The organism is Aquabacterium sp. (assembly GCF_016195855.1).
Lineage (GTDB): Bacteria > Pseudomonadota > Gammaproteobacteria > Burkholderiales > Burkholderiaceae_C > Aquabacterium.
On sequence record NZ_JACPYU010000027.1, the window covers coordinates 89,097 to 115,264 of the forward strand.

General features: G+C 62.0%; 20 protein-coding genes. 9 read left to right on the top strand and 11 right to left on the bottom strand.

What is annotated here, in order from left to right:
• Window positions 1-62: 62 nt before the first annotated feature.
• Window positions 63-410 (bottom strand): hypothetical protein, encoded by a 348-nt coding sequence (locus HY019_RS21060; RefSeq protein WP_290695916.1) that lies wholly within the window; start codon window positions 408-410, stop codon window positions 63-65.
• A 161-nt stretch (window positions 411-571) separates the two neighbouring features.
• Here HY019_RS21060 and HY019_RS21065 point away from each other — a divergent pair, with 161 nt between their 5' ends.
• Window positions 572-2,131: an ATP-binding protein gene (locus tag HY019_RS21065; RefSeq protein WP_290695918.1), complete on the top strand. Its 1,560-nt coding sequence runs from the start codon at window positions 572-574 to the stop codon at window positions 2,129-2,131.
• Window positions 2,132-2,226: 95 nt separating this feature from the next.
• On the opposite strand, the gene HY019_RS21070 is transcribed toward HY019_RS21065, so the two are convergent.
• From HY019_RS21070 to HY019_RS21110, 9 genes are all read right to left on the bottom strand, one after another.
• On the bottom strand, window positions 2,227-3,759 hold the full coding sequence (locus HY019_RS21070) for a DUF4375 domain-containing protein (RefSeq protein ID WP_290695920.1): 1,533 nt from the start codon (window positions 3,757-3,759) through the stop codon (window positions 2,227-2,229).
• A gap of 103 nt (window positions 3,760-3,862) precedes the next feature.
• Window positions 3,863-4,084, bottom strand: a complete 222-nt coding sequence (locus tag HY019_RS21075; RefSeq protein WP_290695921.1) for a hypothetical protein — start codon at window positions 4,082-4,084, stop codon at window positions 3,863-3,865.
• Between the two features lie 163 nt (window positions 4,085-4,247).
• Window positions 4,248-5,072 carry a tetratricopeptide repeat protein gene (locus HY019_RS21080; RefSeq protein WP_290695922.1) on the bottom strand — a complete coding sequence of 275 codons (825 nt, stop codon included), beginning with the start codon at window positions 5,070-5,072 and terminating at the stop codon, window positions 4,248-4,250.
• Between the two features lie 20 nt (window positions 5,073-5,092).
• On the bottom strand, window positions 5,093-5,686 hold the full coding sequence (locus HY019_RS21085) for a hypothetical protein (protein ID WP_290695923.1): 594 nt from the start codon (window positions 5,684-5,686) through the stop codon (window positions 5,093-5,095).
• A gap of 11 nt (window positions 5,687-5,697) precedes the next feature.
• The gene (locus tag HY019_RS21090) at window positions 5,698-6,192 is read right to left on the bottom strand and encodes a hypothetical protein (protein ID WP_290695925.1); all 495 of its coding nucleotides are present in this window, start codon (window positions 6,190-6,192) and stop codon (window positions 5,698-5,700) included.
• Window positions 6,193-6,362: 170 nt separating this feature from the next.
• Window positions 6,363-7,880 carry an antiviral reverse transcriptase Drt4 gene (gene drt4, locus HY019_RS21095; protein WP_290695926.1) on the bottom strand — a complete coding sequence of 506 codons (1,518 nt, stop codon included), beginning with the start codon at window positions 7,878-7,880 and terminating at the stop codon, window positions 6,363-6,365.
• A 219-nt stretch (window positions 7,881-8,099) separates the two neighbouring features.
• A complete protein-coding gene (locus tag HY019_RS21100; protein ID WP_290695927.1) occupies window positions 8,100-9,638 on the bottom strand; it encodes a TIR domain-containing protein in 1,539 nt (512 codons plus the stop codon).
• Window positions 9,639-9,795: 157 nt separating this feature from the next.
• Window positions 9,796-10,329: a hypothetical protein gene (locus tag HY019_RS21105; RefSeq protein ID WP_290695928.1), complete on the bottom strand. Its 534-nt coding sequence runs from the start codon at window positions 10,327-10,329 to the stop codon at window positions 9,796-9,798.
• A gap of 273 nt (window positions 10,330-10,602) precedes the next feature.
• Window positions 10,603-12,366 (bottom strand): alkaline phosphatase D family protein, encoded by a 1,764-nt coding sequence (locus tag HY019_RS21110; RefSeq protein ID WP_290695930.1) that lies wholly within the window; start codon window positions 12,364-12,366, stop codon window positions 10,603-10,605.
• A gap of 126 nt (window positions 12,367-12,492) precedes the next feature.
• On the opposite strand from HY019_RS21110, the gene apaG reads away from it, so the two are divergent.
• On the top strand, window positions 12,493-12,867 hold the full coding sequence (gene apaG / locus HY019_RS21115) for a Co2+/Mg2+ efflux protein ApaG (protein WP_290695931.1): 375 nt from the start codon (window positions 12,493-12,495) through the stop codon (window positions 12,865-12,867).
• A 74-nt stretch (window positions 12,868-12,941) separates the two neighbouring features.
• Entirely contained in the window at window positions 12,942-15,005 is a 2,064-nt protein-coding gene (locus HY019_RS21120; protein ID WP_290695933.1) for a site-specific recombinase, read from the top strand.
• Here HY019_RS21120 and HY019_RS21125 read toward each other — a convergent pair.
• Complete coding sequence (locus HY019_RS21125; RefSeq protein WP_290695944.1) at window positions 14,963-15,187, bottom strand: hypothetical protein; 225 nt, start codon at window positions 15,185-15,187, stop codon at window positions 14,963-14,965. The two genes, HY019_RS21120 and HY019_RS21125, sit on opposite strands and share 43 nt — an antisense overlap.
• A 25-nt stretch (window positions 15,188-15,212) precedes the next feature.
• Between HY019_RS21125 and HY019_RS21130 the strand changes: the two genes are divergently transcribed.
• The 6 genes from HY019_RS21130 to HY019_RS21155 all read left to right on the top strand — a co-directional run bounded on the left by HY019_RS21130 (window position 15,213) and on the right by HY019_RS21155 (window position 25,545).
• Entirely contained in the window at window positions 15,213-16,370 is a 1,158-nt protein-coding gene (locus HY019_RS21130) for an MltA domain-containing protein (protein WP_290695934.1), read from the top strand.
• 72 nt (window positions 16,371-16,442) lie between these two features.
• Window positions 16,443-17,300 (top strand): hypothetical protein, encoded by an 858-nt coding sequence (locus HY019_RS21135; RefSeq protein WP_290695935.1) that lies wholly within the window; start codon window positions 16,443-16,445, stop codon window positions 17,298-17,300.
• A gap of 73 nt (window positions 17,301-17,373) precedes the next feature.
• Entirely contained in the window at window positions 17,374-18,267 is an 894-nt protein-coding gene (locus tag HY019_RS21140) for a hypothetical protein (RefSeq protein WP_290695937.1), read from the top strand.
• A 180-nt stretch (window positions 18,268-18,447) separates the two neighbouring features.
• Window positions 18,448-21,024: a chemotaxis protein CheW gene (locus tag HY019_RS21145; RefSeq protein ID WP_290695938.1), complete on the top strand. Its 2,577-nt coding sequence runs from the start codon at window positions 18,448-18,450 to the stop codon at window positions 21,022-21,024.
• Between the two features lie 98 nt (window positions 21,025-21,122).
• Window positions 21,123-24,500, top strand: a complete 3,378-nt coding sequence (locus tag HY019_RS21150) for an MHYT domain-containing protein (protein ID WP_290695940.1) — start codon at window positions 21,123-21,125, stop codon at window positions 24,498-24,500.
• Complete coding sequence (locus HY019_RS21155; protein WP_290695942.1) at window positions 24,487-25,545, top strand: two-component system response regulator; 1,059 nt, start codon at window positions 24,487-24,489, stop codon at window positions 25,543-25,545. Before HY019_RS21150 ends, HY019_RS21155 begins: the two co-directional genes overlap by 14 nt.
• Window positions 25,546-26,168 lie beyond the last annotated feature (623 nt).

Sequence of the window (26,168 nt, forward strand, 5' to 3'; positions counted from 1 at the left end):
AACATCTCGGTCAACTGCGTGGACAGGGCTGAACAGCCCCATGCTGCGTCTTTCTTGATTGATCAGGTGTGGAGCACGATGGTAACCAGCACCGTGGCGTCATCCAGCCCCACCAACCCGTGGCGCACGCCGCCGGCCAGGTACAGCATCTCGCCGGCTGACAGCTCCTGGCGCTGCGCCTCATCGCTGTCGTCTTCTTCCATCGTGAACGCGATGCGGCCGGCCAGGCATTGCACAGTGATGTCGCCCGCCACCTTGTGCGGCGGGAAGGCCTTGCCCTTGGGCAGCACCAGGCGGATGACCTCCAGGTGGTCCGTCTTGAACAGCGCGATGGTTTGCGCCGAGGCGGATTGCCCTGGGGCGCCAAAGAGGGCAATGGGCTGGCCGGATGTGGCGTGCTGGATGGCCATGACGGGTCTCCTTGGGGGTGCTGGCACCCATTCTGCGTCAGCTCAAGGCCACAGGCCATCAAAGACCGGAATGAGGGTATTTAGGACACATTCTTGGGGTGGCGCAACGCACCAAGGGTGTGCAAAATGGGCCGGATGGCCGTGCCCCCGGGAGTATCGAGATGCCTGTTGCGGAGCCACCCCAACCCAAGCCAGACGATGCCGCGCGCCGCGAGGTGCCAGACTTCATGCGCATGCTGGTGGACCACGTGCCCGCCATGCTGGCTTACTGGGGCGCCGACCTGCGTTGCCGCTTCGCCAACAAGGCCTACGAAAAGTGGTTTGGCGTGGACCCGGAGAGCCTGATTGGCACCCGCATTCAAAACCTGCTCGGCCCGGAGCTCTTCGCGCTCAACGAGCCCTATATACGGGGAGCGCTCCGAGGCGAAGAGCAACTATTCGAGCGCGTCGTACCGGGGAAGGACGGCATCCAGCGCCATAGCCTGGCCACCTACATCCCCGACATCGTCAACGGCGAGGTGGTGGGTTTCATGAGCCACGTCACCGAAGTCACCAAGCTCAAGGAGGCCGAAGCGGCCCTGCGGGCCCAGGCTGCGGAGCAAGAGCGCGCCTACGATCGCCTTCGCCAGAGCGAGACCGCCCTGCGCGAGGCGCAACGGCTGGGCCAGATCGGCAGTTGGGAATGGGAGCTGGGGCCCAACATCGCACGCTGGTCTGACGAGATGTACCGCATCTTTGGCTTCGACCCTTCGGAGCCCCTGCCGGACTACGCCGAAAGCGACCGCCTATACACCCCTGAAAGCTGGGCCCGGCTGACCCGGCAGATCGAGCACACGCTCCAGACGGGCGAGCCCTACCTGCTGGAGCTGGAGTACCTCAAGCCCGATGGCAGCACGGGGTGGGTAGAGGCACGCGGCCTGGCCGTGCGCGACCCGCAAGGCCAGATCTTCAAACTGTGCGGCACCCTGATGGAGATCACCGAACGGCACCACGTGCAGGAGGCACGCGTGCAGCGCGACGTGGCCCTGGCCGCCAACCGCAACAAGACCATGCTGCTCTCACGCGTGAGCCACGAGTTGCGCACCCCGCTCAACGGCATCATGGGCTACACCCAGCTCAACCTGATGGACCCGAACCTCGACGCCACCCAGCGGCAGCGCAGCGAGGTCATCCTGCAATGCGGCCAGCACATGGTGGAATTGGTGGACGACATGCTGGACCTGTCTGGTGCGGAACTGGGGCGCATCACCGTGGCGCACATGTCCATGAACCTCACGCCCGTGGTGGAGGCCAGCGTGCTGCACTTCGGGCCCATGGCCGACGCAATGCACGTGGAGCTGGTCAACTGCCTGGGGCCGCGCGAGGTCTTGCAGGTTCTGGCAGACCCGATGCGGACCCAGCAGGTCATCAACAACCTGCTGTCCAACGCCATCAAATACAACCGCCCCAACGGGCGCGTGACTGTGTCGGCCCACCGCAGCGAGACGCACATCGAGATCCGGGTGGAAGACACCGGCATCGGCTTGACGGCTGAGCAACAGACCAGGCTGTTCACCCCGTTCGACCGGCTGGGTGCCGAGGCCACGAGCGTGGAAGGCACCGGCGTGGGCCTGGCGCTGAGCAAAGTGCTGACCGAGTTGATGGGCGGTGAGTTGCTGGTTGAAAGCCGGCCCGGCGAGGGCTCGGCCTTCACGCTCAGGCTACCCCGCAGCGCTGCCTGATTGGCTCGGGCAGGCTGGTGGTGAACAAGGTGATGCCAGACGAGGTGAAGGTGTAGCTCAGACTGACGGGGCCGCCCTCACCATTCGTCAACTGATCACCAGAGCTTCCACCAAGGCTTGTTGCGGCCTGGCGGGGGCGATGCGGTCGGTGCCACCGCCGGCCGGCCAGCCGCCACCTGTACCGTCTGCCCACGCTCGCCGGCCTTCAGCTTGGTCAGCAACTCGGCGGCCTTCGTGTCGGCGGGCACCAGGCTGAGGTAGTGCTCGAAGTGCCGCATGGCTTCATCCAGCTTCTGCTGGTGCAGGCAGGCAAAGCCCAGCCCCTTGTGCACGCCCGCGTCCACCGCAGGGCCTGAGCGCGCCAGCACCATCTTGAACAGGCGCTCGGCCTCCGGCATCACGCTGGGGTGCAGGGACACATACATCCGGGCGCGGCACAACATGGCGGGCACATTGAACTCCTCCAGGCGGAAGACCTCGTTGAGCACGGTATCGGCCTGCTGCGCGGTTTGCGGCACATCGATGTTGTGCCCCATGCGCAGCATGTCTGCCAGCAAGAGCTTGGGTTCAATCTTGCCGGGGTGCGCCTGGTACAGCACGATGAACTGGTTGATGTCGTTTTGCCAGCGCTGGCGCAGCGCCTGCAACTGGGCTGCGCTCTCGATGGCGACGGGCCAGGCGCCCAGCACAGGCTCGTACACCGCCGCACAGCTGGTGAGCCGGGCCAACTCGGCCTGGTAGGCCTGCGAGGCCGCATCAAGCGGGTCGCTGGCCGGTGCGGGTGAAGGCGCCTGGGGTACTGGCTGCGCAGCCTCGGCATCGTGCTGCTCTAGCTCGGCCATGTGGGCCCGCATATAGGCCACGCGCGCCGGGCCCAGTGTGGGCTCCAATGCAAAGAAGCGGTCCATGATGTCGGACTCCTCCTGCCGCGGCACAGCAGGGATACCCAACAAGGCCCGCGCTTCTTCCACCTTGGGGTAGAAGTGCGCAAACAGCGCCACCGCTTCGGCAAACAGCTTGGCTGCCTGCTCATGCCCGATGCGCTGGAGGCCCTTGTAGGCGTGGCCATAAAGCGGCAGGCGGTCCATGCCCGTGAGCGGGTCTGTGCTGCGCGAAAAGTACTGGCCCAGCGCCCCGTTGTTCACGTCAGACTGCCATTCAAACGTGGCGTAGACCTCCAGCAAGGGCGCCGAGATGGCTTGCCCAAGCCGGGCACGCGCCGGCACATAGAACAGCAGGCCGTTGTCGACATCAAAGTCCGAGATCTCGTCGATCAGGCGCTGGTCAAAGCGGCGCTCGAACACGAAGCTGGGCACCTTGCCATTCAGGTCTGGCTCCACGTCCTTGATGGACGTGAAGGGCGTGCTTTCCCAGAAATAATCAAAGCGGATGTGCGGGCCGTCCTGCACGATGTTGCAGCGGTACCAGGGGCCCTGCGGCGTGGCCTCAGAGGCCTCACGCAACTCGGCCAGCAAGGACGACAGGGAATCGCCCTTGGGGCCCTTCACCGCCGGCCCTTTGAAGCCCACGACGCCGTCTGCGGCCTCGCACTTGATCACGCCACCGGGCAGGGGCGCTGCGGAGGATGAGCGCAGCAGCTCAACAATTCTGGATTCGATGTGCTTCATCAAGATGACCGTGGCGTGAACACGCCTGCTGGTGACAAGGGCCCCGCCACTGCTCGACGCGCCAGCGCCGATGGGCGCTGAACCCACGGTTCTTGATGGATCGTCAGGGCTGGGTGTAGAAGGCCTTGACTGCGGCCAGTTCGCCCAGCGTGACACAGCTTGAGGCTGCGTCCACGATGATGTTGCCGCATTGACACGCGGCAGACTCGGGCGGCGCCGACGGCACCACATCACCACAGGTGCCGCATTCGTACGCGATCTGGGGCGTGGCGGGGTAAGGGCCGAGCTGCGACAGCTCGATGTAGCGCCTGGGGGTCGATTTCATAAAGCTGGAGACCCTGGTTGACAGGTGGGGTGTGAAATCAATGTTCACAGGTGACAGTTTCGCAGATTTGGTGGATGGGATCTATTTCACGACAACCGGGATAGCATGCAAAGTGCCCTTCAAATCGGTGGTTTGGCAGCCGAGCGCATCCGTAACAAGCCAGTTAACTGGGTAGTTTCGAGGAGTTGGCGCTCAAGCCATGGCTCGCGCACCATTCAATGTCTGAGGCCTCACGAGCGGCAATGCACACAGCCACATAGCGCCGTTTCACTTCCGTGGAAATCTTTGGATCGCCGGCTGCTTTGTTCAACAGCGATATCCCCTGGGCGAAATCATGCGTATCGCCTGTGCCCGAGGCAAGCATGGTCCCAAGATCCATTTGGGCCTTTGTATGCCCTTGTGCAGCTGCCTTGGCGAACCACGCGCCGGCGGCTGACCAATCTCTTGGCACGCCAACACCTTGCGCATAGATGCAACCCAGGTTGTATTGTGCTGAGGCGTAGCCGGCGTCCGCTGATTGGCGATACCAGCGAATGGCGCGTGGAATATCCTTCGGGGAATCGCTCCGATCTTCAGAAAGAAGCTTGCCCGCGTTGAATGCCGCCAGGACATCGCCCATGGCGGCAGCCTCTTCCAGCAGCGCAATGGCTTTGCCCGTATCCCGCGGCACGCCCGTGCCGGATTCATAGAAGTTCGAGAGGTTGAACTTGGCTTCCACCACGCCCGCATTTGAAGCTTCTTGGAACCACTTGGCCGCCGCCTGGTAGTCAGGAGGGCCACCAAGACCTTCAGCGAAAAGCCCAGCCAGGTTGTTCTGTGCACGGCCGTCTCCCATCCACGCGGCAATGCCAAAGAGGCTTCTTGCTAAAGCATAGTGAGACTGCGCTTTGGCCATGCGACCAAGGCCGTAGCTGTTGAAGGCCAGCGCAAGCGCCACCGCCAAAAAGAGCAGCACAGCGATGAGTGGTCTAGAAAGTTTCACAGACATGTGCCTCGCGCGAATGGTGCCTAGAGCACGCCCTTTTGCTGCATATCCCAGATCGCCCAAAGGATGGCGTCAGACAGTGCCTGCTTAAGCGCATCGTTGGCATCGCGGTAGGTTTGCAGCCCCGGTGGAACCGAAGCGCTGCCCATGCGAATGCTCACATCAACACGCACGGGGGCATGAGCGATGGTCTTGCCATTGGTGGTGATCTCAAGGGAGATGTCGAACTCACCCGTTGCTGTACTGCCGATGGCGCCCAAGGTCAGCCCCATCAGGATGCCTTTGCCAACCCCACTGGCTGTGTCGCCGGCCGTCGCGTCAAGCTCCTTGACCACAACCAGAATCTTGCCGTCCTCGCCTTGGGGTGAAGGCTGGATCACGCGTGAGCTGTCCAGTGCCTGAACCGCCCCTGAGTACACCCATGGGCTGACATCGTCATAGAGCTTGTCACCCCGGAACCGACGGGTCACCACCTGGAGGCGCAGTGGCTGTTGAGCTGCTGCGATTTGATCGGGCCGGATTGTCTGGAATTGGTGCGTGACATACGCCGTCGGTGGCGTCATGCAAGCAGTCAAGCTGGCCGACAGGGCAACGGCCATCCATAGTTTGGTTCGCATGGGTGCGCCAGTCAGTGCTGATTCAAGACCTTTTGAGTCACAGGTTGATGAGTGGCCTCATCCTCGATCCAGACGGCCGAATCGCGCTTGGACAGTGTGCCGACCACCTTGTAGCGCTTGTCGGCTTGCGGGTTGAAATCGACCACGCCTTCCACTTCGAAGAAGGTGCCTGCGGCGCGGCTCGCAAGCTCATGGATGGGCGCGCCGGTGGCGTGGCTGCCGCGAATCTTCACCTTCATCGCATGCGCAGGAACTTGCCGTTCGGTGATTTCCAAGCGCAACGATGCCCCTTGGCCATAGCTGGCCTGATGGCTGGTGCCGAAACTGTCGCGAATGCCGTGGCCATCAATTTCAGTGAGGGCAAAAATTTGGGCCTTGGTTGAATCTTCAGATTGACCGCTGTCGACGACTGTGGCAATTGGGCCTGCGTAGTTCTCGGGGATGGGTTTGTAGGTTGCGCATCCTGCGAGGGTTGTGATGGCGAGAGAGATGAGAAGCTTCTTCATTTTGAACTGTTTGATAAGGGGCGGCGGATGGTGAAGGCTTGTACTCGAGAAAAGCCAACGCCCAAGATAAGCGACACCGGAAGGAGCACTGCGAGTAGAGGGACCAACAAGGCCCATGAAAAAGGCGCCGCCATGGACCTTGTACTGGGCGTTGCGAAGGATGGCGTGGTTTAAACAACAAAACTTACGTTAGATGCCTTCAACTCGGTAAACGCTTGGGGGACTGAGCAGAAATCATTTCCAATATGTCCGCTTAAATGCAATTGATATAAAACGATCCAATATCTATCCAGTGCGTACGCATCACCCTTATCTAGCGTCGTAGTCCAATCGACTACTTTTGGAAGATGTTGCCCGGTCAAAAAAAGGCAAAGAATCGCTATGCAGTCATTAGTGCAGACTACCTCATCAGCGACGTCATCAGGAATCGCAATGTTGTACTTTTGTGCGTAGTACAGTGTCCATGCCATTGCATCTGAACGATGGCGTGCAGCACTGTCTCTTAGTATGTCCAAAACTCTTGAAGGAAAGCGAACGCCTCCTGCGAATTTGGTGTTGTCGAAGAGACTCTCCAACAAGGGGAGGAGGACTGGATTTGTGGTCGAGAGTACAAGTAAATAATCCAGGGTGGCGACCTGTGCAAATGACGTTAGGGGACTTCTTACCAAAGCGCTTGCGGCGTATTTGAGAACGCTTCCATCTGGGAATTGGCTTGCCAGAGATGATGCAAACTCAAGGTAATTGGTGCATCGGTAAGGATCCAATGGCACGCCAGCTGGTAGTCTGAGTGCGAGTTCTGATGCCCATCTATCGCCAAAGGGCGTGACTGGTGTAATGATGGACGTCTTTCGGGCGTTCAAGCGCATCTTGAAGACGCCCAATTCTTCGTCTAGACGCCTGATGAAGCGTTCAGCTTCATCAAAGGAGTCGCAGTAAAATGAATAGTCGTCAATGAATCGAGACATTCCATTTGTCGCGCTTCCACGCATGAATTTAAACTCCGGCGCGAGCTTTCGGTCGACGACTGAGAGAATAATTTCGGCGATGATGTTCGATGTTCCGGGCCCAATCGGGATGCCTTGGGTTTCGTCGCGCGTGCACCTTCGGGTGTGAGCATCCAGCGCGTTGAACCAACCGCCTTTCGTGCTCGCCTTAGCTGCGGCCACTCCAACCGCAGCCCATGGAATTGCGTGTGTGTAGATGCTTCCGAAGCAAGACGTGATATCAGTTCGTACCGCATATCTCTTGTTGAACGCGAGTTGACGCACTCGAGATGCTCGCGCGGCGAATCTTTCATAGTCCATGATGATGATTCGACCATCTTTATGGTGCCTCGGGTGAATCATGCTCACGTGGGAGTTTTGAAAAGGTTCGATCACATTCCAGTTGTCCACAATGCATTTTGCTAGCTGAGCGTATGCGATTGGATGGGGAATGCTGTAGGAGCGGGATACCGAATTGAACTTGGTGGCTTTGTATTCCACGATATCAAAGCCACGCGCCCTAGGCTTCATTGGAAGAAGCGCTGCTGCGACTGCCGGCGTCAGCGACGTTGAGTCGAAGATAGGTGGAAGCTCTTCTCTGAGCCTACGTTGAGCAGGTAAATAGTTGTGCCCAAGCAATGCTGAATGGAGAAATGCAGATGGTATTGCCATTAGGTCGTTGGTAGAAAGATGGTCATACTGCACCCATAAGCCTTAAGGGCCTTAGAGTCAAGGTTGGTTTTGGCATCTTTTCTCATTGGCATTGAGCGCCTAACGCCCGAGGTAAGTCGCACCGGAGTGCGAAGCACGAAGGGAACCCACAAGTGAAACTTGTGGGTATCGGCTTGCCCTACCCAATTAGGCCGCTGCACGAAGGCACGTTGTTGTAGTTTCCGATTGAAGGAATACTGCGCTGCGTGGGATTCAGCCTTGCTCGATTTTGTCGATCAGACTCGCGGCAAGTTGTTCAACACTGCACCGTCTAAGATCTATGTGCCCCACGTTGCTTGACAGTCCGACGACTGCCACATCGTCGATCAGAACCGGCAAGAGATAGGTAGAAGTCCTCTTTGAGCGCGCATCCTTACCAATTTCGAACTCGAAATTCGTCCAATCTTTTTCCGGATAGTGTTTTGACAAGAAGATAAGCATGTACTGGGCGTCGTTTGCATATACGTCGGCCAGTTTCGCTCGAAGGTCGATGCCCCAAAGTTGATGCTGGACATCGAAGTCGTAAAAGACGGTGTACCCTGATTCATTTAAGATACTCTTCAACTTCTCCACAAGTTCACGATCCTCGCCGGCAAAGGACACAGCGACATCCCAAGGGTAACCAGAGCGGCGTAAGCGAATAGATTGACCAATTTCTTCCAGATTGGCGAGTGTCAGGTATAGACCAAACGAAGGGTCCTCAATAGTTATGCTGTCGGAGTCTTTGTTTAGATAGATTGCGTCATCAAGTCCACGCTCCTCGATTACTGACGGAAGATACTTAAGGCAGTTGTGAAATGAGGTGGTCTTTTTTGCTCGGTCCTTCGCGTCATCTAGTCCCATCAGCAGGCGCTGCTGTATCTCTTGGAACTGGACTTCGCTCTTTCCGATGAGGCTAATGATCTTGATTATGTCGAAGTATGTGTTGTGAACGGACTTCGCTTGCTGCTTTCCCTTACAGAGCCCGATAAGACGGTTATGGTATTTGCCGCGATATATTCTAAGCACTCCATCTCGGACTGCGTCCATGCCCAGGCTGATCTCTTTTGGGGTTGATTCAGGGTGCGTTTTTAGAATCTGGCTCCGAATGCAGGCAACACGAGAAATGACTTGAATTGCTGATGGTATGCCTGAGGCTGCTTTGATGTAGTCCGATTTGGCGTCCGGAGAAAATTTCACGTTAAGGTGCTTCTCCCCCAATTCAACGATGTCTGTCAAGAACTTATCGGATTGCCGTTTGATTTCGTAGACGTCATTGCGAATCCCTAACTCTGGGTCAATGTCCAACATCTTCTTGTTCGAGCTTGCGATACCGATGATGAAGAACCTTAGACCCAACTCATTCCAGCGCTTGAGCTTGTAACCAATATCCTTTCGTAGCGACTCTTGCAAGTGGTGAAAGTCATCAAGAATTACGATCCCGGCCGCGGCCAAGAGCGCCACGACTTCGTCTTCAGAGTTGGTGCATGAGAGTGCCTTGGAGAAAAGATCACCAACTGTCAAGGCGGCAGTGTGGTCTCTCCCCGAAATCCAAACGCTGTTTCCAGGACCAAACTGCGCTTCTTCCAGCGCCTTCTTGGCGAGAGTTGTCTTACCGCAGCCAGATGGCCCGCTCAGTGTGACGTGCTTTCCCGCTGTAACAAGCGAACCAACCATGTCATCGAACTCACTCGGCCGCACAAAGGTGAGTACAGGCAGATCGCTCTCGTTGAATACATCGGAGAGGCTGTAGGAGGGCGTAAGTGATGTCATAAGAATTGTGTTCAATTGGTGGCAGCGGGTCTTTTGCGAAGCCTAACGCCTAGTTAACCAGAGGCCACGCGGAGCATCGGCGTCCGTATTGAACGACCAGTTAGGCTGTGGCGCGGAGTGGAAGCGGGGCTTGGCAGGTTCGTCAATTCAGGCCTCATTAGTAAGACTCAGCTTCTTTAACTAGAGATTTAAACAGCGGATGAATGTCGAATAGCCGCATCTTTTGCAGTCCATCTTGCTCTCTCGCAGGCAAGAGTGAGAAATCAAACATTCCTGCCGCACTCAGCAATCGGACGCTTTGCTCAATCTCTTTGTAGGTACTATTTCGAATATCGACAATCAGCGCAGTCTGTCCGTCGGCAAGATTCTTAAGATGTGGCCAAAGCACTGATGTCAGCGTTCGGATTTGTAGAAGCGCAGCAATGCAGCGACGCCTTAACACTGAACTAAGTTCATCCCGCAGTTCTTCGACTGTTACTTTTGATTCGGACGCTTCGGTCTCAATTTTCTTTAGTTCCCGAACAAGGCCAACATCCGTATCTTGAAGCGCTAGCTCGCTACCAGCAAGTTTGAGTGACTTTAGGCGATCCAGCACTTGTCTTATTTCATTTCTGAATAGAAGAACGACAAACAGAACAACCACCTGCCAGAAATTGAAACCCAGATCTTTGAGTGCAGTGATGATTTGCATGGTTTCTAAGAATAGGTGAGTTGAGTGGATGGCGCTTGTTTCCAACTGCCCAACTGCGATTTAGAGAACGCAAATTTCGCGAATGCCGATTTAGGCACAAAAGTTTCTCGCGCATCCTGTCGCGCCGCCCAATCGCAGACCAATAAACGCACAAGCATACGCACCACCACGCCACCAAATCCTTAATAAAAACTAAAAAGGCCGGGGATCAACCCGGCCCTTTGCCTCCTCGCAACGAATTTATTCGCCGCGTCCTCTATTCCTTGTTCTCAATCAATACCCACCCGTACTCTGCGCCATCAACCAAGGCAGCGACATGTACTTGCGCTGCCTTGCCACGCATTTACGCGCCACTGCCGGGTCGTTCACGCTCTTGTCCACGGCGTAGGCCACCCATTCGGCATAACTGTCCGTCAGCTCCAGGGTGGAGTAACCCTGCTGGTTGCTGTTGAAGTATTGAATATGCGGGTTATTGAGGCGCACGGCCGGGGCGGCCAGGCCTTGCATCAGCAGGGTGCGTTGTTCGGCGGTGAGTTTGCTGCCGATCATTTCGCCCAGGTTGGCCGAGGTCACCGAGGGGGTCATGAATTCGGCGCCCACGAAATTGTCAAAGTCCAGCGGGTTGAGGTTGCCGTAGTCGTGCTTGGTGTTGCTGGCCATGAAGGTATGCAGGTCGCCGGTCACCACCAGGTAGTTGCGCACCTTGGCCTCGCGCAGGGCGCCGGTCAGGGCGCGGCGTTCGGCGTTGAAGCCGTCCCAGGCGTCCACGTCCAGCGGGGCCAGCTCGGCGCCCAGGAAGGTCACGGCCAGGCGGCCAAAGAAGGTCTGGTTGCCCATGAGCTTCCAGGTGGCCTTCGATTGGGTCAGGCCTTCCACCAGCCAGTTGTGCTGTGTCGCGCCCAGCAAGGTCTGCTCGGGGCTGTTGTACTTGGTGCAGCCAATGGGCACGTAGCGGCCCAGGGCGTCTTTCTCGCCGCAGGGGTGGGGGCTGCGGTAGGTGCGGTTCTCGATCATGAACATGTCGAGGAAGCTGCCAAACGCAAACTGGCGGTACACCTTCAAGGCCTCGTGCGGGTGCGTGGCCAGGGGGTTGTAGCTCACGCGGGCGGGCACGTATTCGGTCCAGGCGCGTTGCGAGTCCAGCTTGAGCTGCTTGAGCAAGGCCGGGCTGTTGCCGTATTGCGGGTCGGTGGTGTAGGGGTGGTCAGGCGCGCCCAGGGTGTCGCGGGCGTAGTCCCAATAGCTGTCGTTGGCGGTTTCGTGGTCGTCTGGCACGCAGATGAAGGTGTGGCGCTCCATCGCGGCTTGCAGCATGGGGTCGCTGCGGTACTTGCGGTAGATGGTGCGGTAGTCGGCCAGGTCCATGGCCACGATGCCGCCTGAGGGCAGCACCAGCATGCGGTCGGCAAAAGGCAGGCTTTGGAAGCGTGGGTCGCCGGCCGATTCGTAGATGAAGTCACCCAGGTGCAGCACGAAGTCCAGGCTGTCGTCCTTGGCCACGTGGCTCAAGGCACCGTAGTAGCCGTTGGTGTAGTCCTGGCAGGTCAGCAGGCCGAACTTGAGGTGCTTGAGCGCACTGCCCGCTGATGACAGCGTGCGGCAGCGGCCGGTGCGGCTGAGCGTGCGGTCGTAAATGAAGCGGTAGAAGTAAGGCCCCCCTGCCTTGGTGGCGGGTAATTGCCCATCGAGGTCGATCTTGATGGTGTGGTCACGCTCGGGGCTGATGTCTTGCGGCGCGATCTGGGCCTGCATCAGCATGGTCTGGAAGTTGGCATCCAGGGCCACTTGCAGGTAAAGCGGCTCGTTGGGTTTGATGGCATCGGGGTTGATGTGCGTCCACAGGATCACGCCGGTGAGGCTGGGGTCGGCCGATGACACGGACAGGTCAAACACACGGGCCGAGTCGGTGCGCATGCCGGAGGTGTCCAGCGGGGCGCTGCCCAGGTTGACCCAGTCAGTGGCCTGGGCTTGCCAGGTCACCAACAAGCCACCACCCATGGCACCCAGTGCCGACAAGAAACGACGACGATCCATCATGCAAAGCCTCCCAACAACAACAGCAAGTAAACAGGACAGCGCATGGTGCCGCCAAGTGGTGACATCCCCATGACTTGCTGGGGTATGTAACGGGCTATCTGGCGCCATTTGCCTAGAATGGGCCGGATGAGCCAAGCCCAATTCACGTGCGCCGTTGCGCCGCAGTACCTGGAAGACCAGAGCAACCCCGCGCGGCACGAATATGTGTTTGCGTATACCGTCACCATCGTCAACTCGGGCACCGTGCCCGCGCAGTTGATCGGCCGGCATTGGGTGATCACCGATGCCATGGGCAAAACCGAGGAGGTGCGCGGCCTGGGTGCCGTGGGCAACCAGCCCTTGTTGAAACCGGGTGAAAGGTTTGAATACACCTCCTGGACGCGGCTGGACACCCCGCATGGCATCATGCAAGGCACTTACTTCTGCATGACTGAAGACGCCCATTGGTTTGAGGCGCCAATCCCCGCCTTCACACTGGCGAGGTCGCAGTCCCTGCATTGATGCCATTGATTTCAAGACGCTTTCATCCGCTCAAGCGACAGACCTGGTGGCCCCGGCCCGGTAATGGTTTCGAGTTGAGCGAGCTGTTGGACCAGGCCGATGCGGCCGCCCCGCTGGTGGAGCGGCACATCTGGCTGATCCGCCTGCTGGACTGGATACGGCGCGGCGAGCCGGTGAGCGGCACGCAAAACGTGGTGCGCCTGTTGCAGCAAGATGCCGCACGGCGGGCCAAGGTGGTGGGCTTGCTCGCCGCCTTCTGGCGTGACATGGACGTGGCCGCGCTGCTGGCTGACTTTGGCTTTGCGCCGCGCTCGTCTTTCTTGAATGAGTTCGGTGAGCGCCTGCGCCGCCGGGCCTTGCCTTTGAGCCCCGACACGGCCGATCTGGCTGCGCTGTTCAACCTGCTGTTTGACGATGCCGATGACGCGGCCTGGTTGCTGGCGCTGGATGATGCCACGCTGGAAGGCCTGGCAGGCTTGTGGGCCGAGGCCCTGGCTTTGCAGGCACCGGGCAATGGCGCGCACACCGATCACTCGGCCCTGGGCTGGCGCGAGCCCTTTTATGACGCCATGCTGTACCTGGCCACCCAGGTGCGCGCAGCGGGCTTCTCGCCGGCCTTCCGCTCACGCGTGGGCACGCGGGTGGACATGGACTTTGATGCAGGCGACATGGCCATTGAAGCGCCCGCTGAAACCGCCTCGACCGATGGCAGCGCACGCCAGGCCTTCCGCCAATTGGCGCGGGTGATCGAGCGCCTGCATGAGCTGGCGCTGGCGCATGCACATGGTGGGACCACAGGGGTGCCCTGGCCCGCGGCCTTGTTGCACGAGGCCCAGTACCTGCGCGTGTTGCTGGACCATTGCGCCGAGGCCGCACGCGGCCTGCATGGCCACCTGGAGGTGCAGGGCATCTCGGTAGACCTTGTCTTCCAGATCGACCAGTTGTGTGAGCGTTGCGAGCGCATCGCGCAGTTGCTGGACGTGGTGCTGGCCGAGCAGCCCGCACCGGGCCTGCGCCAGCTGGTGGTGGACCTGGTGCAAACCGGCCAACGCCGGCGCAGCGTGCGGGCGCTGTTCACGCAGCATTACGCCTTGCTGGCTCGCAAGGTGGCCGAGCGCAGTGCCGAAACCGGCGAGCACTACATCACCCGCAGCACCGCCGAGTATGTGGACATGCTCAAGCGCGCGGGTGGCGGGGGCGCCGTGCTGGCGGGCACCACCTTCATGAAGTTCGTGGTGTTGTCCATCGGCCTGTCGCCTTTCTGGGCGGGCATGGGCGCGGGCGTGAACTACGCGATCAGCTTCGTGATCGTGCAATGGCTGCACCTGACGGTGGCCACCAAGCAACCCGCCATGACGGCTCCGGCCATGGCCGCCAAGCTGGCCAACACGCGGGATGACGCGGCCATCGAGTCTTTCGTGGACGAAGTAGCCCACCTGATCCGATCGCAGACGGCGGGCATCGTGGGCAACCTCGCGGTGGTGGCGCCGCTGGTGCTGTTGATGCAGGGCCTGGCCTGGTTCGCCTTGGGCAAGCCCTTGATTGGCGAGCACTCGGCGCACCACGTGCTGGAGACCTTGACGCTGCTGGGGCCCACCGTCTGGTACGCCGCTTTCACGGGGGTGCTGCTGTTCGTGTCCAGCCTGATCGCGGGCTGGGTGGAGAACTGGTTCGTGCTGCACAAGCTGGACAGTGCGCTGCGCTGGAACCCGCACATCCGCGCCTGGCTGGGTGTGGCGCGTGCAGCGCGCTGGGCCACCTGGTGGCGCGCCAACATCTCGGGGCTGGCGGCCAATGTGTCGCTGGGCTTCTTGCTGGGCCTGGTGCCGGTGATCGCCGGCTTCATGGCGCTGCCGCTGGATGTGCGCCACGTGACCTTGTCCACCGGCCAGTTGATGGCGGCGCTGGGCACGCTGGGGCCCACGGCCTTGCATGACCCGGTGTTCTGGTGGTGCGCCGCCGCCCTGCCGGTAACCGGCCTGCTCAACGTGGGTGTCAGCTTCGGGCTGGCCCTGTTGGTGGCCTTGCGTTCACGCAGCGTGCGTGTGAAAGACCGCGCCCGCTTGCGCGCGGCCATCTGGCGCCGTGTGCGCCGTCAACCCTTGAGCTTCTTGTTGCCGCCCCGATCTGCATCCTGATGGTCGGGCGGCAGCTCGCCGCCACGGCGCCCTGAAAACATCGTCCACCACACCACAAACAGGAGGACGGCCAAGGCGCCCACCGCTTCCAGCACAATCAGCCACATGAGTTTTTGTCCGTTTCCGAATTGGCGTGTCGATCTGGCGGCACGCACCACGCGCGTCCTGATCACCGGTTTCATTGTAGGCAGCCTGAGTGCCTGCGGCATGTTGCCCTGGGTTCAGACCCAACGCAGCGGCGCCCCCATTGTGAGCGCGGCGCGCCTGCCCGCCCCCGGCAGCACCACGCCCCAACCCGATGGCAGCGGCGGCCTGCTGCGCCCCAAGGCCCACTGGATGCCCGCGCAATGGAGCGAACTACCCGGCTGGAGCGACGACCGTGTCAGCGAATGGTGGCCCGCCTTGTGGAAGAGCTGCGTCAAGCCCGCCGCGGGCTGGGCCACGGTGTGCGCCGATGTGAAGAAGCTGGGCGCCAACTGGGGCCAGGAAGTGGACGACGGCTTTGTGCGCCAATGGGTGCAAAGCCAGCTCAAGCCCTGGCGCGTGACCACGCTGGACGGCGCCAACACCGGTTTGATGACCGGCTACTTCGAGCCCCTGCTGGAGGGGCGCCGCCAACCTGATGCGCGCTTTCAGTACCCGCTGCACCGCGCCCCGCAGGACCTGGGCCAGCGCAAGCCCTACTTCAGCCGCAACGAGCTGGAGACCTCGCCCGATGGCAAGGCCGCCGTGGCCGGGCGCGAGCTGGTCTACCTGGCCGACCCGCTGGACGTGCTGCTGATCCAGGTGCAGGGCTCGGGCCGCATCCGCCTGCAAGACGAGCTGGATGCACGCGGCCAACCCCGCGTGGTGCGCCTGGCCTTTGCCGGCCACAACGACCAGCCCTACCAATCGGTGGCGCGCTGGCTGGTAGACCAGGGCGCCTTCACGCTAGAGCAGGCCTCGTGGCCCGCCATCCGCAACTGGGCCACGCTCAACCCGGCCCGCGTGCCCGAGATGATGCGCGCCAACCCCCGTGTCGTCTTCTTCAAGGAAGAGCCCCTGGCCGACCCCGAAGCCGGCCCGCTGGGCGCGCAGGGCGTGCCCCTGACCCCGGGCCGCTCCGTGGCGGTGGACCGTGACAGCATCCCCCTGGGCACACCAGTATGGCTGGACAGCACCCAGCCGCAAGCCTGGGCCCCCCTGCCACCGCCTGCGCAGCCCTTGCAGCGCCTGGTGATGGCGCAGGACACGGGCGGCGCCATCCTGGGTGCCGTGCGCGCGGACTTCTTCTGGGGCTGGGGCGACGAAGCCCTGGCGCAGGCCGGGCGCACCAAGCAGCAGCTGGCGTTGTGGGTGCTGTGGCCCAGGGGGGGCAACCCCTGAAACTCGGGGCCAAACTAGGCACACACGGCTGCGGTTAGTCAATAAGATCCGGCAGTCATCATGAAGTTGGGGATGGACATGACGCTGCGCACATTGGTGCTGGGAACCTTGCTTGTAGCGAGCGCTTCGGCCTTTGCCCAACTGACGGCCACGGCCCAGGTCAGCGTTTCCAACATCCGATATGAGTTGGTAGACCTCACCCCAGAAGATGACATCGCACCGCAATTGACCTGGCTAGAAGCGTCGACACAATCTGCGGCCTGGGTTGAAACCCAAAGTAGCTATTTCACCGACGGTACCCCCCGCTATGGAAGCGGATCGCTCAAGACTCAAGAAAGCTCCAGCTTTGATGGCGTTACAGCGATTTCCGGGGCGGGCATCGATGTCAGCACCTCCAGTGAAACCTTGAACATCCGAGGACAAATACCGGGCGGCTCGTTCGTGAATGCCCATGCCTACCATACAGGCTACTTCTCACTCACGCCCAACACGGCCGTCACCTTCAGCGCTCAATACGAAGCGCACCTGACTGTAACGGTGCCAGCCAACCTGAGCGAACTTCCCGGCTACAAGGACTGGTACAACTACAAAGTGATCAGTGGCGCAGACATCAACTTCCTGGTAGATGGCTATGACTGGAGCCACTTTTGCTGTCAAACGCTTTCCAGTCTGGGTGCCAGCCTCACCTCGCGTACGGACGATCAAACAAACACGCAAACCTTGTCGCGCACCTTCACAAACTTCGATGATCCCAATCAGCGTTTTGGCGTGGTGATTGACGTCTTGCTTGTTGCTCACACCGCCGACTCTATGGTTCGCATAGGTGTCCCCGCCCCGGTACCCGAATCCTCCAGCCTGACCATGACCGGTTTGGGTCTGCTTGGCTTGACTGCGTTGCGTCTGCACGCAAAGCAAGCACGGCGCGCCTAGTGCCGGACGGGCCATCGACACGGCCAGCCTGTTTGCCTAAGATGATTTCATCATCCGCAACAGGGAGCCCCTCATGCCCACCGACCAGCCCAGCCTGCGCGTCGACATCATCTACCCGGCCAACCTGAAGGAGGGCGACGCGCAGCCTTCGCCCACGGACCCCAATTACGCCTGGCACTTTCTGGCCGAGGGCGACTCGTGGTTCACCATCGGGGCCGTGCCTTCGTCCAACCTGCTGTTCGAGTTGCGGCTCGCCAAGTGGACGCGGGTGCTGAGCCTGGCCTACCCGGGCGACACCATTGCCCACATCTCGGACCTGGCCGCCAACAAGGACCTCAAGGCCTTTCTGGCCAAGCGCAACTTCAACTACCCGTTTGATGCCTTGCTGCTCAGCGGTGGCGGCAACGATGTGATCGACGCGGCCAGGGACCTGATCGATGTGTCAGCCTACAAGCCCAGCAAGCGCAACCCCGACACCTACATCAACCAGCCCAAGCTGGCCGACTTGCTGCAGACCATTCAGGATGGCTACGCGGCCATCATTGCCTTGCGCGATGCCGACAACAGCCAGAGCAAGGGCCGCCCGGCCTTTGTGCACACCTACGATTACCCTACGCCGCGCGATGCGCCCGCGCGCTTTGTGGGCACCTTCAAACTGCTGGGCCCTTGGCTGTACAAGGCGTTCAAGGGCAGCACCATGGACGTGCAACTGCAGCAGTTGATCGTCAACCGCATCATGGATGCACTGGCCGACAGCCTGCTGGAGCTGGACTGCCAGCGTGGCAAGCCGGGCAAGCAACTGCCTGCGCTGTATGTGGTCGACACCCGCAACACCCTGGTCATGGCCAACCCCGGCGAGGTGGGCAACAGCAACGACTGGCTCAACGAGATCCATCCCAATCTGGATGGCTACCGCAAGATCGCCGACCGCCTGTCTGCGCGGATCAACGAGGTCATGCTGGGCTGAAGCCAGGCGCACCAGTTTGGCAAGCCGCGCACCAAGTTCACCCCTTGACGGTGATATTGCACAGCCACGGCGTACACATTGGTGCGCTGCAGCAATAACGTTTGTCGCAGCTCAAGTCACAAAGTACGTGACCCGATAGCGAAAGGACCATCCCCACGAACTAATCGCAGGAGTAAAGGCATGAGCCAGGTTTCTGTGAAGGGCATGTTGTTTGACGCTGAAGTGGCACCCCTTCTGCCCCGGATGGACAGCGTCAACGGGCACCGCGAAACGCTGCAACGCTTGCAGGACAACTGGGACCACCTGACCTTGCTGGGCCAGATGAGCGGCATCGCCGCCGACATCACCGCCACGGGTGAGGCCTTCAAGTCCTTGTCGGGTCAGTTGCTCAACACCCTGGCGCACCGCCTGCTGGACAACGTGGTGCAGCAGCTGCAGGGCAAGGCGCAGGTGGCCATCGACATCCTGGTGCGCAACCTCTTTGAGCGCACCGCCGATGTCGGCTTCCTGGCCACCGACACCACCGTGCGCCAGACCTTGTGCGCCGGGCTGCCTGCCCATGAGGTGCAGGCCATACTGGCAGCACGCTTCAAGGCCTATGTGGCCAAGTACTCGGTGTACGACGACGTGATCGTGCTGGGCACGGATGGCCGTGTGCTCGCGCGCCTGGACACCACCACGCAGGCCACGTCTTGCCAGCATGCTTTCCTGACCACGACCCTGGGCGGCCAACAAGCCTTTGTCGAGTCCTTTGACCACATGGACGTGCTCGATGGCCGGCGCGGCCTGATGTACGCGGCGCCCATTCGCGACGAGCGTGCACGGGTACTGGGTGCGCTGGCGCTGTCGTTTCGCCTGGATGACGAGATGGCGGGCATCTTCGGGCACCTCATTGAGGGCGACCCGTTTCAGCTGCTGCTCTTGTGTGATGCGCGTGGCGATGTGATCGGCAGCTCGGATGCCTTTCGCATCCCGCTGGGCACCCGCCTGACGCTGGACCCGAACAAGCCCGGCCACCAGTGCGTCTGCTTTGCCGGGCGGCTCTATCTGGCCGTGATCACGCATGCCAGCGGCTACCAGGGCTATATGGGCCCGGGCTGGTTGGGCTGCGCCCTGATCCCGCTGGAGAACGCCTTTGATGCGACCTTGTCGTGCATGGCCAAGCTGGGTGGGTGCGCATCCGGCCAACCAGGCGATGCCCAGGGCACGCAGGCCATCGACGCCAGTGCGTTCTTTGATGAATCGCTGCAAGCCATTCCCCGGCAGGCCCAGCAGATCCAGAAGGGCCTGGAGCGCTCGGTGTGGAACTGGGAGCTGCACACACGGCACCAGAGCGACAACCGTGAAGCCAACAACAACCGCTTTGCCGCCGCGCTGCTGCAGCAGGTGGGCCTGACCGGCGAGCGCATTCGCCATGTGTTCGAGCAAGCCATTGCCGAGCTGGGCGAATCGGTGGCGGCCTCGGTGCTGCGGGACGCGACGTTTCGGGCCTCGCTGGCCATCGACATCATGGACCGCAACCTGTATGAGCGCGCCAACGATTGCCGCTGGTGGTCGCTGGACGGCTCGCTGCGCGAGGCCCTGGCCAGGCGCGATGCCGCCACGCAGCGCAAGGCCTGCGAGGTGCTGACGCACATCAACAGCCTCTACACCGTGTACACGCGGCTGGTGCTGCTGGACACGCAAGGTGAGGTGGTGGCGATGTCTGGTGCGGACGCCCCGTCGTGGCTGGGCCGCACGCTGGACATGCCCTGGCTGCGCTCGGCCACGCACCTGAGCGACCACCAGGCCTGGGTGAAATCGGGCTTCGAGCCTTCGCCGCTGTATGAGGGGCGGCACACCTATGTGTACGCGGCCGCCGTGCATGGCGACAACGGCAAGGCCCTGGGCACGATTGCCATCGTCTTTGATGGCGTGCCCCAGTTTGCGGCCATGCTGCAAGACACCCTGCATGCCGAAGACAAGCGCATGCAAGCGCTGTTCGTGACGCGAGCCGGGATGGTGGTGGCCAGCACGGCCGCGTGCTTCAAGGCCGGTGACACCAGCCCTGTGCCGGCCACGCTGTGGGCCACCTTGCAGGCGGGCCAGTCGCTGGACCACGTGGTCCACATCGAGGGGGTGCCCCACGCCGTGGGCATCAGCATGGCCGCGGGCTACCGCGAGTACCGTGGCGCCTGCACAGGCAAGTCCGACGACGTGCTGGCCTTGTTGCTCCTGCCCATTCGCCAACCACAGGCCGAAGCCAGCAACGACACCGCCGCGGCGCGCGTGGTGATACCGCCCGCACGCCAGAGCAACGCAGACCGCGCCCTGGCCAGCTTCATGTGTGGTGGCCAGCACCTTGGCCTGGACGCCGACTCGGTGATAGAGGCCATGGCGCCTCGCCCCCTCACCGCCATACCGGGCGCCCCCGCTTACCTGGCCGGCCTGCTGCTGCACCAGGGCAAGATGCTGCCGGTGGTGCACCTGCGCGTATTGCGAGGCCACGGGGCCGATCAGACCGAGGGCGCGCACCGCATGCTGGTGGTGTGCAGCAGCCGGGATGGCTTCCGCTTTGCCCTCATCGTCGATGAGCTCGCCGGTATCATCAAGGTGCCCGAGAGCGCGCAGCACGCCTTGCCCGATGGCATGGCCCGGTTTGACCCCACGGCCCAAGGCATCGTGCGCGGGCAGGCCCATGGCCCGCACAGCCCGATGATGATCGTGCTGGACGCCAACCGCCTGGAGGCCTGCCTGAACGGACGTCAGGCGGCCTGAACTTGGGCAATTGGCCACGAATACCGCGGCTCATGGGGCGATAAGCAGCCCATGAAATAAGACAAAGTGGGGTGTCCAAATTTGTATGCAGGACACCCATGCCTGTTTTTTCCTCATTCTTCGCCTGGCAGACCGACCCCAGCCTGCTGCTGTATGGCAGCTACGACCCCTGGCTGGTCGCGCTGGCGCTGGTCGTGTCGGTGTTCTCATCGACCATGGGGCTGCAGGCGGCGTCCCAGGCAGGCGACATGCCCACCAAGGGCATGCGCCACCTGACACTGTTGGCCGGTGCCCTGGCCCTGGGTTGCGGGGTCTGGGCCATGCACTTCATCGGCATGCTGTCGTTCAAGCTGTGCACGACCGTCACCTACAACCCCCAGCTGACCATGTTGTCCATCGCGCCCAGCGCCTTGGCGTCCTGGGTCGCGCTGGATCTGTTGAGCCGCGCCCAGGTGTCCCGCCTCCAGTTGTGGTTGGGCGGCACCCTCGTGGGCGCCGGCATCGGGGCCATGCACTACATGGGCATGGCCGCCATGGAGATGGCCGTCGCCTTGCGTTACGACCCGCTCATGTTCGCGCTGTCCATCGTGGTGGCCGTGAGCCTGGCCGTGCTGGCCCTGTGGGTGCGCTTCGGGGTGCAGGATTCCGCACTGGGCCGGCAGTCCCGCCTGGTGCAGTCGCTCATCAGCGGCAGCGTCATGGGCCTGGCCATCTCCGGCATGCACTTCACGGGCATGGCCGCTGCGCGCTTCATCGGCAAGCCGCAGACCCATGTCAACACCTCGCTGCAAGACCCGGTCGCCATTGCCTTGTCGATCACGCTGGTGTCCATGATCGCCACCGTGCTGGTGGCCGGTGCCACGGGCCTGTCGCGCTACCGCCAGCTCATCGAGCGCCTGGAAAAGAACGGCGCCCGCCTGCGTGCCATCTCGAACTCCGCACTGGACGGCATCATCGTGTTCGACAGCCAGGGCATCATCGAAGACTTCAACCCGGGCGCCCAACGCATATACGGCTGGGCCCCCAGCGAGGTCATCGGCCAGAGCGTGTCCCGGCTGATGCCCCCCAAGCGCAAGGCGCTGGCCGAAACCGACTTCCCGGCCTTCCTGCGTGACGCAAGCCGCTTCATCGACGAAGAACGCGACACCGAGGGCTGGCACCGCGATGGCCACCAGATCCCCATCCGGTTGGTGATGGCCCGCATGCCCATGGCCGGCGCCGAGCTGTACGTGGCCTTCGTGTCGGACATCACCGAGCGCATGCGCATGGCGCGTGAGCTGCAAGACAGCGAAGAACAGTTCCGCACGCTGATCGCCAACATCCCCGGCATCTCCTACCGCTGTCGCATGGAGCCGGGCTGGCCCATGGTCTTCATCAGCGACGCGGTGGAGAAGATCACCGGCTTTCCGGCCGGGGACTTCCTGGGCCCCATGGCCAGCGTGCGCTTCACCGACCTCGTGCCCAAGGAAGATGTGGCCCGCATCGCCTCCGTCGTGCGCCAGTCCTTGAGCCAGAACCGCCACTTCGTGCTGGAGTTCCAGCTGCGCCACCGCGACGGCAGCCAGCGCTGGATGTGGGGCAATGGCAGCGTGGTGCGCAGCAAGGACGGCAGCGTGGACTGGATCGACGGCGTGCTGCTGGACATGACCGAGCGCCGCCACATGGAAGAAGACCTGCGCGTGGCCAAGGAAAGGGCCGAGGCCGCCGCCCAGGCACGCAGCACCTTCCTGGCCAATATGAGCCACGAGATCCGCACCCCCATGAACGCCATCATGGGCTTCACGGACGTGGTGCTGTCAGGCGAGTTGCAGGCCGAGCAGCGCAAGCGCCTGGAGACGGTGCACAAGTCGGCCCGCAGCCTGCTGCACCTGCTCAACGACATCCTGGACACCTCCAAGCTGGAGCACGGTGCGGTCGAGCTGGAGCACATCGACTTCTCCTTGATCGACCTGGTGCAACAGCTGTGCGCCGAGCAGTCCATCCACGCCAACCGCAAGCACCTGAGCCTGCATTGCGAGGTGGACGCCAACGTGGGCGAGCACGTCAAGGGCGACCCGCATCGCCTGCGCCAGATCCTGCTCAACCTGGTGGGCAATGCCATCAAGTTCACCGAAGCCGGTGGCGTGACCGTGCGTGCACAACGCGAGGCCGAAGGCGTGCACTTCATGGTGCAGGACACGGGCATCGGCATCGCGCCTGACCGCCTGCCCCACATCTTCGATGCCTTCACACAGGCCGATGCCTCCATGAGCCGACGCTTTGGCGGCACGGGCCTGGGCACCACGATCAGCAAGCAGTTGACCGAGCTGATGCACGGCCGCATCTGGGCCACCAGCGAAGCAGGCCAAGGCAGCATCTTCCATGTGCTGATCCCCTTGGCCCACGGTGATGCCACCCAAGCGCAAGGGCTGTCGCACCCGGCCGTCAACATGAAGCTGCCGCCGATGCGCGTGCTGGCCGTGGACGACGTCGAGCAGAACCTGGAGCTGATCGCCTTGCTGCTGAGCAAGCAGGGCCACGCCATCGTCACCGCCAGCAATGGCGAAGAGGCGCTGGCCCGTGCGGCGCAAGGCGAGTTCGACCTGATCCTGATGGACGTGCAGATGCCCGTCATGGATGGCCTGAGCGCCTGCCGCGCCTTGCGACAGCGCGAGACACAGCAGGGTGCACCTCGCACACCGGTGCTGGCCCTGTCTGCCAGCGTGTTGCAGGAAGACCGCCAGGCGGCCATCGAAGCGGGCATGGATGGCTTTGCCACCAAGCCCATCGAGATGGGCGAGCTGATGGCCGAGATGGCCCGCGTGACCGGCCTGGCCTTGACGCCCGTGCAGCCCAGCTCAACGATCGCCGCGGGCGTCCAGGCCAATGCGGCCATCGTGGATCTGCAGCGCGGCATCAAGCTGTGGCTGGACTGGCCGCCTTATCTGCAGGCCTTGCAGCGCTTTGCCAGCGAGCAGGCCAACTGGCTGGCAGGGCAAAGGCCCGGCCCCGTGCCCAGTGGTGAAGCCGCCTTCAGCGAAGCCCACCGCATCAAGGGCGTGGCGGCCAACCTGGGCCTGGTCCAGATCGAGCAGGCCGCGCTCAGGGTGGAAGCCCTGGTGCGACAAGAGCCTGGCACCGACCTGTCTGCCTCATGGCAGGCCCTGTTGAGCAGCCTGGACGCGGCCACGCAAGAGATCACCCGCCTGGCCGCGCACGCACCGAACAAAGACAACCCCCGCGTGCCCGGGCCCACGATGGACCTGGCCACGCTGTACCGCAAGCTTGATCAACTCAGGGCCGCCTTCCTGCGAGGCGAATGCCTGGACGAGTTGCTGGCGCAAGTCCATGAGGCTTGCACCCCTTACGCCAATGCCACCGAGCTGAACGCCTTGATGGACGCCGTGGAGGTCTTTGACTTCGACGCCGCCGCCCAACGCGCCCACGGCATCGCTGAAGGCCTGCTGCACATGGAGAGCCAACATGCCCCATTCTGACCGCGAAGTGCGCCCCACCATCCTGGTGGTGGACGACGAGCCGACCAACCTCCAGGTGCTGCGCCAGATCCTGCAGGACGACTACCGCCTGCTGTTTGCCCGCGATGGCCACAAGGCCCTGGAGCTGGCCGCCGCTGAAAAACCGCAGCTGATCCTGCTGGACGTGATGATGCCCGGCATGACCGGCCACGACACCTGCCTGGCGATCAAGCAGAACCCGGCCACCACCCACATCCCCGTGATCTTCGTGACGGCCTTGTCCGATGTGGACGACGAGACGCGCGGCTTCGAGTTGGGCGCAGTGGACTACATCACCAAGCCGGTGAGCCCGCCCATCGTCAGGGCCCGCGTGCGCAACCACCTCTCGCTGGTGCGCATCGACGAGCTGCGCGAAAGCCGCCTGCAGATCATCCAGCGCCTGGGCCTGGCCGCCGAGTACAAGGACAACGAGACGGGCCTGCATGTGATCCGCATGAGCCACTACTCGAAGACCCTGGCCCTGGCTGCGGGCTGGACGGCCGCGTCTGCCAACGAGTTGCTGACCGCAGCACCCATGCACGACATCGGCAAGATCGGCATCCCCGACCACATCCTGCTCAAGCCCGGCCCACTGACACCGGAAGAGTGGGGCGTGATGAAGCGCCATCCCATCATCGGGGCGGAGATCATCGGTGAGCACAGCTCATCGCTGCTCAAACTGGCGCGCCAGATTGCGCTGTGCCACCACGAGAAGTGGAACGGTACGGGCTACCCCAATGGGCTGATGGGCGAGGACATCCCCATCGAGGCGCGCATCGTGGCCGTGGCCGATGTGTTCGATGCGCTCACCACCGAGCGGCCCTACAAGAAGGCCTGGACGGTGGAGGCAGCGCTGGAGGTGCTGCACAAGGACGCGGGCAGCCACTTCGACCCCAAGCTGGTCGAGTTGTTCGTGCAGGTGCTGCCGCAGATCCTGGAGATCAAGGAACGCTGGGCCGAGCACACCAAGACCAAGCTGGTGGAAGACCCGATCTCGGATGAGTCTGCGCAGCGGGCTGGTGGGTGAGCTTGGGTTGATCTGCTGGCTTTTTTACGTGGGAGCGCGAGGCGGGGGCTGAGCCGGCATCCGTCCGGGCTTCATGTTGACGGTCTCGCTACGCGAGACTGCCCTGTGCGCCTCGCAATGGGTTGGTGCCCTCCAACTCGCTACGCGGCTGCGCCGCTGCGCTCAAACAAATCGGGCAAGCCAGATGACGAAGCGCGCTAACGCGCGCCAAACCCATTGCTGCGGTGCTCGGCGTCACCAAGGCGCCCGGCCAGATGCCGGCTCAACCCTCTTCCACCTCGCTGGTGGCATGCACAGGCCCATGTCCTGGCAATGGGAACGGTTCAAGCTTCGATGCAATAGCCGGTCACTTCGCGGCACGCACAACCGCGGCGGAACTCAAGCGGGGCGACAAAAGGCTGAGGTGGCCTGCGGCGGGGCGCCTTGGTGACGCCGAGACGCGCAGTGGCGAGGTGGGCACGCGCAGCGTGCGTCGTCCATCTGACTGGCCCGATTTGTTTGAGCGCAGCGGCGCAGCCGCGCAGCGAGGTTCTATGTTTTGACGCAAGCGTTTTGTACGCCCATCTGGCTTGCATCAAAGGTTTTTCCACTGCGCCAGATTGCCCATGCGACTCTCAGAAGCT

Coding starts and splice junctions, on each gene's coding strand:
- HY019_RS21100 (WP_290695927.1), bottom strand. CDS start 9,638: ATGACATCACTTACGCCCTCCTACAGCCTCTCCGATGTATTCAACGAG.
- HY019_RS21070 (WP_290695920.1), bottom strand. CDS start 3,759: ATGAAGCACATCGAATCCAGAATTGTTGAGCTGCTGCGCTCATCCTCC.
- HY019_RS21125 (WP_290695944.1), bottom strand. CDS start 15,187: ATGAAACCGGTGATCAGGACGCGCGTGGTGCGTGCCGCCAGATCGACA.
- HY019_RS21105 (WP_290695928.1), bottom strand. CDS start 10,329: ATGCAAATCATCACTGCACTCAAAGATCTGGGTTTCAATTTCTGGCAG.
- HY019_RS21140 (WP_290695937.1), top strand. CDS start 17,374: ATGCCCACCGACCAGCCCAGCCTGCGCGTCGACATCATCTACCCGGCC.
- HY019_RS21110 (WP_290695930.1), bottom strand. CDS start 12,366: ATGATGGATCGTCGTCGTTTCTTGTCGGCACTGGGTGCCATGGGTGGT.
- HY019_RS21130 (WP_290695934.1), top strand. CDS start 15,213: ATGTTGCCCTGGGTTCAGACCCAACGCAGCGGCGCCCCCATTGTGAGC.
- HY019_RS21080 (WP_290695922.1), bottom strand. CDS start 5,072: ATGTCTGTGAAACTTTCTAGACCACTCATCGCTGTGCTGCTCTTTTTG.
- HY019_RS21085 (WP_290695923.1), bottom strand. CDS start 5,686: ATGCGAACCAAACTATGGATGGCCGTTGCCCTGTCGGCCAGCTTGACT.
- HY019_RS21155 (WP_290695942.1), top strand. CDS start 24,487: ATGCCCCATTCTGACCGCGAAGTGCGCCCCACCATCCTGGTGGTGGAC.
- HY019_RS21060 (WP_290695916.1), bottom strand. CDS start 410: ATGGCCATCCAGCACGCCACATCCGGCCAGCCCATTGCCCTCTTTGGC.
- HY019_RS21065 (WP_290695918.1), top strand. CDS start 572: ATGCCTGTTGCGGAGCCACCCCAACCCAAGCCAGACGATGCCGCGCGC.
- HY019_RS21075 (WP_290695921.1), bottom strand. CDS start 4,084: ATGAAATCGACCCCCAGGCGCTACATCGAGCTGTCGCAGCTCGGCCCT.
- apaG (WP_290695931.1), top strand. CDS start 12,493: ATGAGCCAAGCCCAATTCACGTGCGCCGTTGCGCCGCAGTACCTGGAA.
- HY019_RS21150 (WP_290695940.1), top strand. CDS start 21,123: ATGCCTGTTTTTTCCTCATTCTTCGCCTGGCAGACCGACCCCAGCCTG.
- HY019_RS21135 (WP_290695935.1), top strand. CDS start 16,443: ATGGACATGACGCTGCGCACATTGGTGCTGGGAACCTTGCTTGTAGCG.
- HY019_RS21090 (WP_290695925.1), bottom strand. CDS start 6,192: ATGAAGAAGCTTCTCATCTCTCTCGCCATCACAACCCTCGCAGGATGC.
- HY019_RS21145 (WP_290695938.1), top strand. CDS start 18,448: ATGAGCCAGGTTTCTGTGAAGGGCATGTTGTTTGACGCTGAAGTGGCA.